This window comes from Streptomyces sp. NPDC058274, from assembly GCF_042881375.1.
In the GTDB taxonomy this organism is placed as follows: Bacteria; Actinomycetota; Actinomycetes; order Streptomycetales; family Streptomycetaceae; genus Streptomyces.
Genome location: NZ_JBHVXW010000001.1, coordinates 323,494 through 336,284 on the forward strand (window position 1 = coordinate 323,494; position 12,791 = coordinate 336,284).

At 72.5% G+C, this 12,791-nt stretch carries 11 protein-coding genes and 2 pseudogenes; 8 read left to right on the plus strand and 5 right to left on the minus strand.

Annotated features, from left to right (window positions below; translation table 11 throughout):
• Nucleotides 1-70: 70 nt before the first annotated feature.
• Genes ACFVYF_RS01485 through ACFVYF_RS01500 form a run of 4 tightly spaced genes read left to right on the plus strand, consistent with a single transcriptional unit; the run spans nucleotide 71 to nucleotide 3,547 of the window.
• Nucleotides 71-823 (plus strand): enoyl-CoA hydratase family protein, encoded by a 753-nt coding sequence (locus ACFVYF_RS01485; RefSeq protein ID WP_389449041.1) that lies wholly within the window; start codon nucleotides 71-73, stop codon nucleotides 821-823.
• The gene (locus ACFVYF_RS01490; protein ID WP_389449044.1) at nucleotides 820-1,683 is read left to right on the plus strand and encodes a CoA transferase subunit A; all 864 of its coding nucleotides are present in this window, start codon (nucleotides 820-822) and stop codon (nucleotides 1,681-1,683) included. The genes ACFVYF_RS01485 and ACFVYF_RS01490 overlap by 4 nt, the downstream gene beginning before the upstream one ends.
• A complete protein-coding gene (locus ACFVYF_RS01495) occupies nucleotides 1,680-2,468 on the plus strand; it encodes a CoA-transferase subunit beta (protein ID WP_389449047.1) in 789 nt (262 codons plus the stop codon). The genes ACFVYF_RS01490 and ACFVYF_RS01495 overlap by 4 nt, the downstream gene beginning before the upstream one ends.
• Nucleotides 2,468-3,547 carry an NAD(P)H-dependent flavin oxidoreductase gene (locus ACFVYF_RS01500; protein ID WP_389450587.1) on the plus strand — a complete coding sequence of 360 codons (1,080 nt, stop codon included), beginning with the start codon at nucleotides 2,468-2,470 and terminating at the stop codon, nucleotides 3,545-3,547. Before ACFVYF_RS01495 ends, ACFVYF_RS01500 begins: the two co-directional genes overlap by 1 nt.
• Before the next feature lie 226 nt (nucleotides 3,548-3,773).
• Here ACFVYF_RS01500 and ACFVYF_RS01505 read toward each other — a convergent pair whose 3' ends face one another.
• The 3 genes from ACFVYF_RS01505 to ACFVYF_RS01515 all read right to left on the minus strand — a co-directional run bounded on the left by ACFVYF_RS01505 (nucleotide 3,774) and on the right by ACFVYF_RS01515 (nucleotide 6,432).
• On the minus strand, nucleotides 3,774-4,931 hold the full coding sequence (locus tag ACFVYF_RS01505; RefSeq protein ID WP_389449050.1) for an acetyl-CoA C-acetyltransferase: 1,158 nt from the start codon (nucleotides 4,929-4,931) through the stop codon (nucleotides 3,774-3,776).
• Between the two features lie 19 nt (nucleotides 4,932-4,950).
• Nucleotides 4,951-5,565: a TetR/AcrR family transcriptional regulator gene (locus ACFVYF_RS01510; RefSeq protein WP_389449053.1), complete on the minus strand. Its 615-nt coding sequence runs from the start codon at nucleotides 5,563-5,565 to the stop codon at nucleotides 4,951-4,953.
• Nucleotides 5,566-5,640: 75 nt separating this feature from the next.
• Nucleotides 5,641-6,432 carry an SDR family oxidoreductase gene (locus tag ACFVYF_RS01515; protein WP_389449056.1) on the minus strand — a complete coding sequence of 264 codons (792 nt, stop codon included), beginning with the start codon at nucleotides 6,430-6,432 and terminating at the stop codon, nucleotides 5,641-5,643.
• A 73-nt stretch (nucleotides 6,433-6,505) separates the two neighbouring features.
• Between ACFVYF_RS01515 and ACFVYF_RS01520 the strand changes: the two are divergent.
• The 3 genes and pseudogenes from ACFVYF_RS01520 to ACFVYF_RS01530 all read left to right on the plus strand — a co-directional run.
• Nucleotides 6,506-7,306 (plus strand): annotated as a pseudogene (locus tag ACFVYF_RS01520) (acyl-CoA dehydrogenase family protein); the annotation flags it as partial.
• 180 nt (nucleotides 7,307-7,486) lie between these two features.
• Nucleotides 7,487-7,870 (plus strand): annotated as a pseudogene (locus ACFVYF_RS01525) (acyl-CoA dehydrogenase family protein); the annotation flags it as partial.
• Nucleotides 7,870-8,925, plus strand: a complete 1,056-nt coding sequence (locus ACFVYF_RS01530) for an acyl-CoA dehydrogenase family protein (protein ID WP_389449059.1) — start codon at nucleotides 7,870-7,872, stop codon at nucleotides 8,923-8,925. The pseudogene ACFVYF_RS01525 and the gene ACFVYF_RS01530, both read left to right, overlap by 1 nt.
• On the opposite strand, the gene ACFVYF_RS01535 is transcribed toward ACFVYF_RS01530, so the two are convergent.
• Both ACFVYF_RS01535 and ACFVYF_RS01540 read right to left on the minus strand, forming a co-directional pair.
• The gene (locus ACFVYF_RS01535; RefSeq protein ID WP_389449062.1) at nucleotides 8,900-10,561 is read right to left on the minus strand and encodes a cytochrome bc complex cytochrome b subunit; all 1,662 of its coding nucleotides are present in this window, start codon (nucleotides 10,559-10,561) and stop codon (nucleotides 8,900-8,902) included. The two genes, ACFVYF_RS01530 and ACFVYF_RS01535, sit on opposite strands and share 26 nt — an antisense overlap.
• A 133-nt stretch (nucleotides 10,562-10,694) precedes the next feature.
• On the minus strand, nucleotides 10,695-11,243 hold the full coding sequence (locus ACFVYF_RS01540; RefSeq protein ID WP_389450590.1) for a HutD family protein: 549 nt from the start codon (nucleotides 11,241-11,243) through the stop codon (nucleotides 10,695-10,697).
• A 466-nt stretch (nucleotides 11,244-11,709) separates the two neighbouring features.
• Here ACFVYF_RS01540 and ACFVYF_RS01545 point away from each other — a divergent pair, with 466 nt between their 5' ends.
• Nucleotides 11,710-12,630, plus strand: coding sequence for a chitosanase (locus ACFVYF_RS01545; protein ID WP_389449065.1), 921 nt, complete (start codon nucleotides 11,710-11,712; stop codon nucleotides 12,628-12,630).
• The last annotated feature ends 161 nt before the right edge of the window (nucleotides 12,631-12,791 follow it).

Below are 12,791 nucleotides of genomic sequence, written 5' to 3' on the forward strand. Positions count from 1 at the left end.
GGGATGCGTTCGCTGCTAGCTTCGGAATCGCACCTAACAAACGTTTGGTGGAAAGGTAGCTGATGTGCCCATGGGTGTCTCCACCTCGTCCCCGGAAAAGGGGATTTCCGTCGTCACGGCCGACTTCCCGCCGGTGAACGCACTGCCGGTGCGCGGCTGGTTCGACCTGGCCGACGCCGTCCGCGCGGCGGGCCGCGACCCCGGCACCCGCTGCGTGGTGCTGACCGCCGAGGGACGCGGTTTCAACGCGGGCGTGGACATCAAGGAGATGCAGCGCGACACCACCGGTCATGGCGCGCTGATCGGCGCCAACCGCGGCTGCTTCGAGGCGTTCGCGGCGGTGTACGAGTGCGAGGTCCCGGTGGTGGCGGCGGTCCAGGGCTTCTGTCTGGGCGGCGGAATAGGCCTCGTGGGCAACGCGGACGCGATCGTGGCGAGCGACGACGCGACGTTCGGGCTGCCCGAGCTGGACCGCGGGGCGCTCGGCGCGGCCACGCATCTGGCCCGGCTGGTCCCCCAGCACCTGATGCGCGTCCTGTACTACACCTCGCGCACCGCGACCGCGGCCGAGCTGCACGCGCACGGCTCGGTGTGGAAGGTCGTTCCGCGCGGTGAACTGCGCGAGGCGGCCCTGGAGCTGGCCCGCGAGATCGCCGCGAAGGACGGCCGTCTCCTCCGGCTCGCCAAGGCCGCGATCAACGGCATCGACCCCGTCGACGTACGCCGTAGCTACCGCTTCGAGCAGGGCTTCACCTTCGAGGCCAATCTCAGCGGGGTGGCCGACCGCGTCCGCGACACCTTCGGCAAGGAGGCCGCTCAGTGAGCGACAAGACCATGTCGGCCGAGGAGGCCATCAGCCGCCTGGAGAGCGGGATGACGCTCGGCATCGGCGGCTGGGGCTCGCGCCGCAAGCCGATGGCCCTGGTCAGAGCGGTGCTCCGGTCCGAGATCACCGATCTGACCGTCGTCTCGTACGGCGGTCCGGACGTGGGCCTGCTCGCCGCCGCCGGACGGATCCGGAAGCTGGTGACCGCCTTCGCGACCCTCGACTCGATCCCGCTCGAACCGCACTACCGCGCGGCGCGCGAGCGGGGCGCCTTCGAGCTGACGGAGGTCGACGAGGCGATGTTCATGTGGGGGCTGCACGCGGCCGCGAACCGGCTGCCCTTCCTGCCGGTGCGGGCCGGGATCGGCTCGGACGTGATGCGGGTCAACCCCGGCCTGCGGACGGTCACTTCGCCCTACGCCGACGAGGTCTCGGGGGTGCGCGAGGAGTTCGTCGCCATGCCGGCCCTGCGCCTGGACGCCGCCCTGGTCCACATGAACCGCGCGGACCGCCTCGGCAACGGCCAGTATCTGGGCCCCGACCCGTACTTCGACGACCTGTTCTGCGAGGCGGCCGACGCGGCCTACGTGTCCTGCGAGCGGATCGTGGACACCGCCGAGCTGACCAAGGAGGCCGCGCCGCAGACGCTGCTGCTCAAGCGGTCGAGCGTGACGGGCGTCGTCGAGGCGCCCAGCGGCGCGCACTTCACCTCCTGCGCCCCCGACCACGGACGCGACGAGGCCTTCCAGAAGCTGTACGCCACGACGCCGTACGCCGAGTTCGCCGAGCGGTTCCTCGGCGGCGACGAACAGGAGTACCAGCGCGCCGTCCAGGCCTGGCAGAAGGAGCAGCGGTGACCGCCACCGGAGCCGAGCAACCACCCGTGACCCGGGCCGAGTACTGCGTGATCGCCTGCGCCGAGGCCTGGCGGGACAACGGGGAGGTGCTCGCCAGCCCCATGGGCCTGATCCCGTCCGTCGGCGCCCGCCTCGCCAAGCGCACCTTCTCCCCCGACCTGCTGCTGACCGACGGCGAGGCGCTGCTCGTCGGCCTCGACGGCACCCCGGAGGGCTGGCTGCCGTACCGACAGCATCTGACGATGGTGACCGGCGGCCGGCGGCACGTGATGATGGGCGCGAGCCAGATCGACCGCTTCGGCAATCAGAACATCGCGTGCATCGGCGACTGGGCCCGGCCCGCGCGCCAACTGCTCGGGGTCCGCGGCGCGCCGGTCAACACCCTCAACAACCCGACCAGTTACTGGGTCCCGCGGCATTCCCGGCGGGTCTTCGTCGAGAAGGTCGACATGGTGTGCGGTGTGGGGTACGACCGTGCCGCCGCCGCGGGCCCGAGCGCCACCCGCTTCCACCACCTCCCGCGGGTGGTGTCCGACCTCGGCGTCTTCGACTTCACCGGCCCCGGCCACGCGATGCGCCTCGCCTCCCTGCACCCCGGGGTCACGGTCGGCCAGGTGCGGGAGGCGACGGGCTTCGACCTGCACATCCCGCCGGACGTGCCGTACACCAGGGAACCGACCGCTGAGGAGCTGGAGTTGATCCGCGTGGTCATCGACCCGAAGGACACGCGCAGCCGCGAGGTCGCCGGCCCCCGCCCGCTCGGCACCCCGGAGGCGGGGCGGTGATGGAGACCGCCCTCACCCGGCTCGTCGGGGTCCGCCACCCTCTCGTACAGACCGGGATGGGCTGGGTGTCCGGGCCGCGCCTGGTCTCCGCCACGGCGAACGCGGGCGCGCTCGGCATCCTGGCCTCCGCGACGATGACTCTCGACCAGCTGCGGGACGCGGTGCGGGAGGTCAAGTCCCGTACGGACGCGCCGTTCGGGGTGAATCTGCGCGCGGACGCGGGGGACGCGGGCGACCGGGTCCGGATCATCGTCGACGAGGGCGTGCGCGTCGCTTCCTTCGCCCTGGCCCCGTCGCGCGAGCTGATCGCCGAGCTGAAGGCGGCGGGGGTGGTCGTCATCCCGTCGGCCGGGGCGCGCCGGCACGCGGAGAAGGTCGCGGCCTGGGGCGCCGACGCGGTGATCGTGCAGGGCGGCGAGGGCGGCGGCCACACCGGCGAAGTGGCGACGACCGTGCTGCTGCCGCAGGTGGTGGACGCGGTGGACATACCCGTGGTGGCGGCCGGCGGTTTTCACGACGGGCGGGGTCTGGTGGCCGCGCTCGCGTACGGCGCGGCGGGCGTCGCGATGGGCACGCGGTTCCTGCTGACGTCGGACTCGACGGTCCCGGATGCCGTGAAGGCCCGGTATCTGGCCGCGACGGTCAAGGACATCACGGTCACGACGGCCGTCGACGGACTCCCGCACCGCATGCTCCGTTCCGATCTGGTCGACTCCCTGGAGCGGTCCGGCCGTACGAGGGCGCTCGTCCAGGCGGTCCGGCGGGCCGCCGTCCTCCGCAGGACCTCCGGGCTCTCCTGGCCGCGGATGGTCCGCGACGGCCTCGCCATGAAGCACGGCAGAGACCTGACCTGGAGCCAGGTCCTGCTCACCGCCAACACCCCCATGCTCCTCAAGTCCTCGATGGTGGACGGCCGTACGGATCTGGGTGTCATGGCGTCGGGCCAGGTCGCGGGCGTGATCGAGGACCTGCCCTCGTGCGCGGAGCTGGTCGAGCGCGTGATGGCGCAGGCGCACGAGACGCTCGCCGCCCTTTCCGCACCGGCGCTGCGGGACCCACGCGGGCCGGTCGCTTCCTGACGGCCGGCGGCCGAAATCCGGAGGCGCGGAAGTCCGAAGGCACGGAGGAGCGGAGGCCCGGAAGCGCGGAAGCGCGGAAGTCCGGAAGCGCGGAACTCCGGAAGCGCGGAACTCCGGAAGCGCGGAAGCGCGGAAGCGCGGAAGCGCGGAAGCAACGTACGGCGGCCTACGGGCGCCGAGGGCATCGGCGCCCGGAGGCGTCGGCTGGGCCCGTCGGCCGGGCCGTTCAGAGGCGTTCGATGATCGTCACGTTCGCCTGGCCGCCGCCCTCGCACATGGTCTGGAGGCCGAAGTGGCCGCCCGTGCGCTCCAGTTCGTGCAGGAGTGTGGTCATCAGCTTGACGCCGGTGGCGCCGAGGGGGTGGCCGAGGGCGATCGCGCCGCCGTTGACGTTGACCTTGGCGGGGTCCGCTCCGGTCTCCTTGAGCCAGGCGAGGACGACGGGCGCGAAGGCTTCGTTGATCTCCACGAGGTCGATGTCCTCGAGGGACATGCCGGTCTTCTTCAGGGCGTACGCGGTGGCCGGGATGGGGGCCGAGAGCATGCGGATGGGGTCCTCGCCGCGTACGGAGAGGTGGTGGACGCGGGCCCGGGGCGTCAGCCCGTGTTCCCGGACCGCGCGCTCGGAGGCGAGCAGCATCGCGGCGGCGCCGTCGGAGACCTGCGAGGAGCAGGCGGCGGTGATGGTACCGCCCTCGACGACCGGTTTCAGGCCGGCCATCTTCTCCGGCGAGGTGTCCCGGCGCGGACCCTCGTCGACCGTGACCTCCCCGTACGCCACCGTCTCGCGGGCGAAGCGGCCCTCGTCGATGGCGTGGATCGCCCGCTGGTGGGAGCGGAGCGCGAACTCCTCCTGATCGCGGCGGCTGATGCCCCACTTGGCGGCGATCAGCTCGGCGCCGTGGAACTGGTTGACGGGCCGGTCGCCGTAGCGGGCCCGCCAGCCCGCGCTGCCGGCGAAGGGGCCCTCGGTGAGGCCGAGCGGTTCGGCGGCCTGGCGGGAGGCGAAGGCGATGGGTATCTGGGACATGTTCTGCACGCCGCCCGCGACCACCAGGTCCTGGGTGCCGGACAGGACCGCCTGGGCCGCGAAGTGCACGGCCTGCTGGGAGGATCCGCACTGCCGGTCGACGGTGACACCCGGCACCTCCTCGGGCAGTCCGGCCGCCAGCCAGCAGGTGCGGGCGATGTCCCCGGCCTGCGGCCCCACCGCGTCCAGACACCCGAAGACGACGTCCTCGACGGCGGCCGGATCCACTCCGGACCGCTCGACCAGGGCCACGAGGACGTGGGCGCCCAGGTCCGCCGGGTGCACCCCCGCGAGCCCTCCTCCGCGCCGTCCGACGGGTGTGCGGACCGCTTCGACGATGTAGGCCTCGGCCATGGCGGTGTCCCTTCCGGGGTCAGGTGTCGCGTAGGGAGATCCCGTCGAGCACCATCGACAGGTACTGCCGGGCGATCTCCTCGGGGCTGTGCTGTCCGCCGGGCCGGTACCAGGACGCGGCGACCCAGACGGTGTCGCGCACGAAGCGGTAGGTGAGCCGGATGTCCAGGTCGGCCCGGAAGACCTGGGCGTCGACGCCGCGCTCCAGCGTGCTCAGCCACGCCTTCTCGAAGTTGCGCTGCGACTCGGCGAGAAAGGCGAACCGCTCCTGCGCGGCGAGGTGCTTGGACTCCTTCTGGTAGATCGCGACGGCGGCGCGGTGCCGGTCGATCTCCCGGAAGGACTCGGTGACCAGGGCCTCCAGCGTTTCCCGGGGGCCCAGTTCGGCGTCCAGGACGGTGTCGTAGCCGTCCCACAGCTCGTCGAGGAACGTCCGCAGGATCTCCTCCAGCATCGATTCCTTGGAGTCGAAGTGGTAGTAGAGGCTGCCCGCGAGCATTCCGGCGTGGTCGGCGATCTTGCGCACGGTGGTGGCGTTGTAGCCCTGCTCGGCGAAGACCTCGGCGGCGGTGCCGAGGAGTTCACGGCGCCGCTCGGGTGAGGCGGTCACCTGGGGCTTCTTCTTGGTAGGCACGCAGCCATTGTGGTCCTTCGGTCCCCGGGCCCAGGCCCTGTCGTCGCGGGGCAGACGGGAATGTGCCGACAGGGCCTACGCATGCCGGCTGCTGACGGAGACGACCTCACCCGTCATGTACGAGGAGTAGGACGACGCCAGGAACACGATGACGTTGGCCACCTCCCACGGCTCCGCGTACCGCCCGAAGGCCTCCCGGGCGGTGAGCTCCTCCAGCAGCTCGGGGGTGGTGACCTTCACCAGGTGCGGGTGCATGGCGAGGCTCGGGGAGACGGCGTTGACCCGCACCCCGTAGGCCGCGGCTTCGACGGCCGCGCACCGGGTGAGGGCCATGACTCCGGCCTTGGCGGCCGCGTAGTGCGCCTGCCCGGCCTGGGCGCGCCAGCCGACGACCGAGGCGTTGTTGACGACGACGCCGCCCCGCCCGTGCCGCCTGAGCAACCGCAGTGCGGCACGGGTGCAGCGGAAGGTGCCGTTCAAGGTCACGTCCAGGACCTTCGACCACTGGTCGTCCGTCATGTCGACGAGCGCCGAAGTCCCGCCGAGGCCCGCGTTGTTGACGACGATGTCCAGGCCGCCGTGGAGGCCGTCCGCGTGGGCGAACAGGGCGCCGACCTGCTCCTCGTCCGTCACGTCGCAGGGCAGGGAGGCGACATTTGCCGCGCCGAACTCCTCGGCGAGGGCGTCCGCGCTCTCCTTGAGCCGGCGGGCGTGGGCGTCGCCGAGCACGACGCGGGCGCCCTCCTCCAGGAACTTGCGGGCCGTGGCGCCGCCGATGCCGGCGCCCGCGGCGGCCGTGATGACGGCGGTGCGCCCCTTCAGCAGCCCGTGCCCGGGTACGTACGCCGGACTCTCGACGTCGCTCATGACGCCACGCTAACCTACCAAACACTTGTTAGGGAAGGTTGCCGCCGAGGCCCGCCACCGGAAGGTGCCGTCGATGGATCTCACGCACTCCCCCGCCGACGAGGCGTTCCGCGCCGAGGCCCGGGCCTGGCTCGCCGATCATGTGCCGTCCGTCCCGCTGCCCTCCCTGGAGACGGCGGAGGGCTTCGCGGCGCACCGCCGGTGGGAGGCCGAACTGGCCACGGACCGCTGGTCGGTGGTGTCGTGGCCGGCGGAGTACGGCGGGCGGGACGCGGACATCGTCCGCTGGCTGGTCTTCGAGGAGGAGTACTACGCGGCGGGCGCCCCTGGCCGGGTCAGCCAGAACGGCATCAGCCTCCTCGCCCCCACGCTCTTCGACCACGGCACACGCGAGCAGCGCGCCCGGATCCTGCCCCCCATGGCGTCCGGCGAGGTGGTGTGGGCGCAGGCCTGGTCCGAGCCGGAGGCGGGCTCCGACCTGGCGTCGCTCACCTCCCGCGCGGTCCGCACGGACGGGGGCTGGCTGCTGAGCGGGCAGAAGACGTGGTCGTCGCGGGCCGCGTTCGCGGACCGGGCCTTCGGTCTTTTCCGCAGCGACCCGGACACCCCGAAGCCCCATCAGGGCCTGACGTATCTGATGTTCGACCTGCGGGCGCCCGGCGTGACCGTCCGCCCGATCGGCCGCCTCGACGGGAAGCCCGCCTTCGCCGAACTGTTCCTGGACGAGGTCTTCGTGCCGGACGAGGACGTGATCGGCGAGCCCGGCGGGGGCTGGCGGGTCGCCATGTCCACCGCGGGCAATGAACGCGGTCTGACACTCCGCTCGCCCGGCCGCTTCCTCGCCGCCGCCGACCGGCTGACCGAGCTGTGGCGCACCCACGTCCAGGCGTCCGGCCCTACGGACACCTCGGAGACCGCGTTGCGCGACCAGGTGGCCTCGCCCCAATCGCAGGCGTCCGGCCCTACGGACACCGCGGACACGGCGCTGCGCGACCAGGTGGCCTCGCCCCAATCACAGGCGTCCGCCCCTACGGACACCTCGGAGACCGCATTGCGCGACCAGGTGGCCGACGCGCCCCAACCGCAGGCGTCCGGCCCTACGGACACCGCGGACACGGCGCTGCGCGACCGGGTCGCCGACGCGGTGATCGGCGCCCGCGCCTACCAGCTGTTCACCTACGCCAACGCGTCCCGCTTCGCCGCGGGCGAGACCATCGGTCCCGAGTCCAGCCTGAACAAGGTGTTCTGGTCCGAGTACGACATCGCGCTGCACGAGACGGCGCTCGATCTCCTGGGCCCCGAGGGCGAGTTGGCCGACACCGACTGGTCCGAGGGGTACGTCTTCTCGCTCGCCGGGCCCATCTACGCGGGCACCAACGAGATCCAGCGCGACATCATCGCCGAGCGTCTGCTCGGCCTGCCGAAGGGCCGCCGCTGATGCGCTTCCTCCTCGACACCGAGCAGCGCGCGTTCGCCCGTTCGCTGGACGCCATGCTGACGGCCGCGGACACTCCCGCGGCCGTGCGCGCCTGGAGCGGGGGCGACCACGCACCCGGCCGTGCGGTGTGGTCCCGCCTCGCCGACGCCGGCGTCTTCGCGCTGGCCGTGCCCGAGGCGTACGAGGGAGTGGGGCCGCTGCCTGTCGAACTCGCCCTGGCTTTCGTGGAGTTGGGGCGGCACGCGGTTCCGGGACCGCTGGTGGAGACGGTCGCCGCCTGCGTCCTGTTGGCCGGTCTCGAGGAGTCGGAACCCGCGAAGCGGCTGCTGCCGGCGCTCGCCTCGGGCGGGACAGCGGCGACGGTGGCCCTGCCGGGCGGGAGCCCGTATGTGCTGGACGGGGACACGGCGGAGGTGCAGCTGACCGTACGCGGCACCGGCGAGGACACCGCCCTGCACCTGACCCGGCCCCCGGCCCCCGCACCCGCCCCGCACGACTCCCCCGGCCCCACCCCGCGTGGTTCCCTCACCCCCGCCCCGCGCCCCTCCCTCGACCCCGCGCGCCGGCTCACCCGCCCCCTGCCCGGCGGGAAGGTCCTCGCCACCGGGCCCCAGGTCACCCGTGCCGCCGCCGAGGCACTCGCCTGGGCCCGGCTCGCCACCGCCGCGCAGGCCCTCGGTGTCGGTCTTGCGCTGCTCGACCGGACGGTCTCCTACGTGCGGCAGCGGACGCAGTTCGGGGTGCCCGTCGGCTCGTTCCAGGCCGTCAAGCACCGGCTGGCCGACGCGAAGATCGCCCTGGAGTTCGCGCACCCGATGGTGTTCGGCGCGGCTCTCACCCTGGCCCCCGCGGACCTCGCCGCCGCCAAGGTCACGGCCTGCGAGGGGGCGTACGCCACGGCGCGGACCGCGCTGCAACTGCACGGCGCGATCGGCTACACCGCCGAGTACGACCTCTCGCTCTGGCTGACCAAGGCCCGCGCGCTGCGCACGGCGTGGGGCACCCCGTCCCAGTGCCGGGCCGAAGTCCTCAGTGGTGGTGCTCGCCGCTCGTGACCTCGCGGTACTCCTCCACCGTCGGCTTCTCGATCCGCGTGCCCGGCCCGTACAGGGCGCGGGCGAGCCGGGCGCGCAGCCGTCGGGAGGGGGCGACGCGGCGCGTGACGCCGTTCGCGTCCACCAGCGGGCCCACCTCGTACGGCGGCGCCTGCTCGTGCTGGGTGAGCGTGAACCGCTGCGCCTGCGAGAGGGGTTCGTGCACCTCGACGTACTCGCCGTGCGGGAGCCGCTTGATGGTGCCCGTCTCCCGTCCGTGCAGCACCTTGTCGCGGTCGCGGCGCTGCAGCCCCAGGCAGATGCGTTTCGTGACGACGAAGGCGAGCACCGGCCCGAGGAAGGAGCCGATCCGCACGAACCAGGTGATCGAGTTGATCGAGAGATGGAAGTGGGTGGCCCACAGGTCGTTGCCGCCGCCGACCAGCAGGACCGCGTACAGCGTCAGGAAGGCGACGCCCAGCGCGGTGCGGGTGGGCACGTTGCGCGGGCGGTCCAGGATGTGGTGCTCGCGTTTGTCGCCGGTGATCCAGGCCTCGACGAACGGGTAGACGCCGATGGCCATCAGGACGAGCGGGAAGAGCATGAAGGGAATGAAGACGCCCAACTGCAGGGTGTGGCCCCAGGCGTTGATCTCCCATCCCGGCATCACCCGGATCAGTCCCTCGGAGAAGCCGAGGTACCAGTCGGGCTGGGCGCCGGTGGTCACCAGGTCGGCCCGGTAGGGGCCGAAGGCCCACACGGGGTTGATCGTCGCGACCGCGCCCATCATCGACAGCACGCCGAAGACGAGGAAGAAGAAGCCGCCCGCCTTGGCCATGTAGACCGGCATGAACGGCATGCCGACGACGGACTTCTCGTCGCGGCCGGGGCCCGGGTACTGGGTGTGCTTGTGGTAGATGACGAGCACGAGATGGGCCACCACCAGACCGAGGATCACCCCGGGCAGCACCAGGACGTGCATCGGGTAGAGGCGCGAGATGATGTCGTGCCCCGGGAACTCTCCGCCGAAGAGGAAGAAGGAGAGGTACGTGCCCACGACCGGTATGGACAGGATGGCGCCCTGGGCGAACCGGATGCCGGTGCCGGACAGCAGATCGTCGGGGAGCGAGTAGCCGGTCAGTCCGGTGATGAGCGCGAGCATGAACATGGTCCAGCCGAACAGCCAGTTGACCTCACGGGGCTTGCGGAACGCGCCGGTGAAGAAGACCCGCATCATGTGCACCAGCATCCCGGCGAGGAAGATCAGCGCCGCCCAGTGGTGGATCTGCCGGATGAGCAGACCGCCGCGCACCTCGAAGCTGATGTCGAGCGTCGACTCGTACGCGCGGGTCATGATGACGCCGTTCAGCGGCTCGTACGTGCCGTGGTAGACGACCTCGGCTCCGCTGGGCTCGAAGAACAGGGTGAGGTAGACACCGGTGAGGATCAGGATGATGAAGCTGTAGAGGCAGACCTCGCCCAGCATGAAGGACCAGTGGTCCGGGAACGCCTTGCGCATCAGGAACTTGGCCTGCGGATAGAGGCCAAGACGGCCGTCCGCCCAGTCCGCCACCCGCTCGCCCTTGCCGGCGTCCGCGGGCCTGCCGGCCCGCGAAGTCCCCGTACCCCGGCCGGTTTTGATCTCTTCCGCGACCATGACCCCGCTCCCCCCTCGGATCGCCCCAGGGTGTCACGAGGTCCCTTCGAAGCCAACGGGTCCTGCAAACAGGCCATTTGGCCGGAGCCAGGCAGGCAACCGCCTCGGCCTCGGCGTGGTGTCCCGGCCTCAGTCAGGCGGGGGTGAAACCGACGACGGCGGTACGGCCCCTGGCGTGCAGGACGGTGTCCGTGCCGCTCAGCAGGGCCGCGTCGTAGCGACCGAGGGTCACCCCGGCCACCTCGGTGCCCCCGTCGAGCGCGACGACCAGGGCGGGCGCGGCGGCCAGGAGCAGCCGGCCGCGTACGACCGCGACGTGCGGGGCCGAACGGCCGCCGCCCCGGCGCCACATGACGTTGAGGTTGACCACCGGGCCGTCGAGCAGCCGGCAGTCGGTCGGCACGTCACCGCGGAAGTCCTGGGGGACGTCACGCGTGTCGACCAGCCGGGACGCGCCGTCCACCGTCAGATCCATGCCCGCTCCCTCGGCGAGGGTGAGGGTCCGGTCGACGTCGGGGAACGCGGAGAACGGTCCGTCCGCACCGACCTCGGCGAGGCTGACCCGCCAGTCGAAGCCGGCCATGTCCGCGCCCGGCGGCCAGGCCGCGATCTCGCGGGTGACACCGCCGCCGTTCTTCCAGGGCACGGCCGCCCGTACGGCGGCGGGGAGCAGCCGGGTCACTGGACGCTGCCCGCCGTGCGGGCGAGACCGGTCCCGGCCATACGGGCTCTCCTTCGCGATGCGGTGGGGTGCGGTGACGTGCGTGCGGCGTGCGTGCGTGCGTGCGGTCACGCAAGCGCGTGACGGAAGGCGAGATTACGTCACCGGCGCACCCGCGCACCCGCGCACCCGCGCACCCGGCACCCGGCACCCGGCACCCGGCACCCGGCACCCGCACGCTCGCAGACGCGCACGCCCGGGCACCCGCGCCCCCGCAGACCCGGGCTCGCCCGCCCCCGCCCCGCCACATGCCCCCGCACACCCATGCCTCCGCGCCTCCGGGTCCCCGTCGCGGCCCGGCGCTCACGCGCGGCGCGCTCACACACGGCACTCGCACCTGGCACTCGAACCCGAGCCCCACGCCCGGCCCCCACGCCCGCCGCGGGCCGATCCGTCGTCCGGGCGCCGCCGCCGTACCCTGTGCCCCATGAAACGAGCCGTCGGCCTGTTGTTCGCCGCCGTCCCGCTCCTGGCCGCGGCGGCCTGGTTCGCCACCCCGTCCGAGCACACGGTGACGGATGACGCCGGGGGCGGGGTGACCGCGTCGCGGCAGGCCCCGCCCGACACCTCGGCGCCGAGCGGGAAGCCTGCCGACAGCGAGCGGCCCACCGACCCGCCGAGCCCTCCCGCCGACCCGGACAAGGGTCTCGCCGCCCCGGACAAGAAGGAGCTGGCCCAGAAGCTCGTGGCGAGCGCCGAGAACGCCACGCTCGACTGGCGCGGGCAGTACGGCTACATCGAGGACATCGACGACGGCCGGGGCTACACCGCGGGCATCATCGGCTTCTGCACCGGCACCCACGACCTGCTCGTCCTGGTCGAGCGCTACACCGCGGACCACCCGGGCAACGGGCTCGCCCGCTATCTCCCCGCCCTGCGCGCGGTCGACGGCTCGGACTCGCATCAGGGACTGGACCCCGGTTTCACGGCGGCCTGGCGGGCGGAGGCCAAGGTCGCCGCCTTCCGCGAGGCCCAGGACGGCGAGCGGGACCGCGTGTACTTCGACCCCGCGGTCCGCCTCGCCAAGCTCGACGGCCTCGGCACGCTCGGCCAGTTCATCTACTACGACGCGATGGTCATGCACGGCCCCGGCACCGGCCCCGGCAGCTTCCACGGGCTGCGGGCCCGCGCGATGGCCGAGGCGGACACCCCGGCCGAGGGCGGCGACGAGAAGACGTACCTCGGCCGCTTCCTCGACACCCGCCGCAGCGCCATGAAGGCGTCCCCCGACCACCACGACACCACCCGCATCGACACCGCCCAGCGCCGCTTCCTCAACGAGGGCAACCTCGACCTGGACCCGCCCCTGAAGTGGCAGGTCTACGGCGAGCCCTACGAGGTGCGATAGCCCCTCAGCCCTCGGCACCCGGCGGGTTCCACCGCCCGTCCGGCGGTCACCCGCGAACCCGCCGGAGGCGGACGCACCACGGCGCCCACCCAGGTCCGGTCGGGGACTAGGCAGGCGCCGCGTTCAGTTCCGTACGCCTTTGTACGGGACGTCTGTGGGGG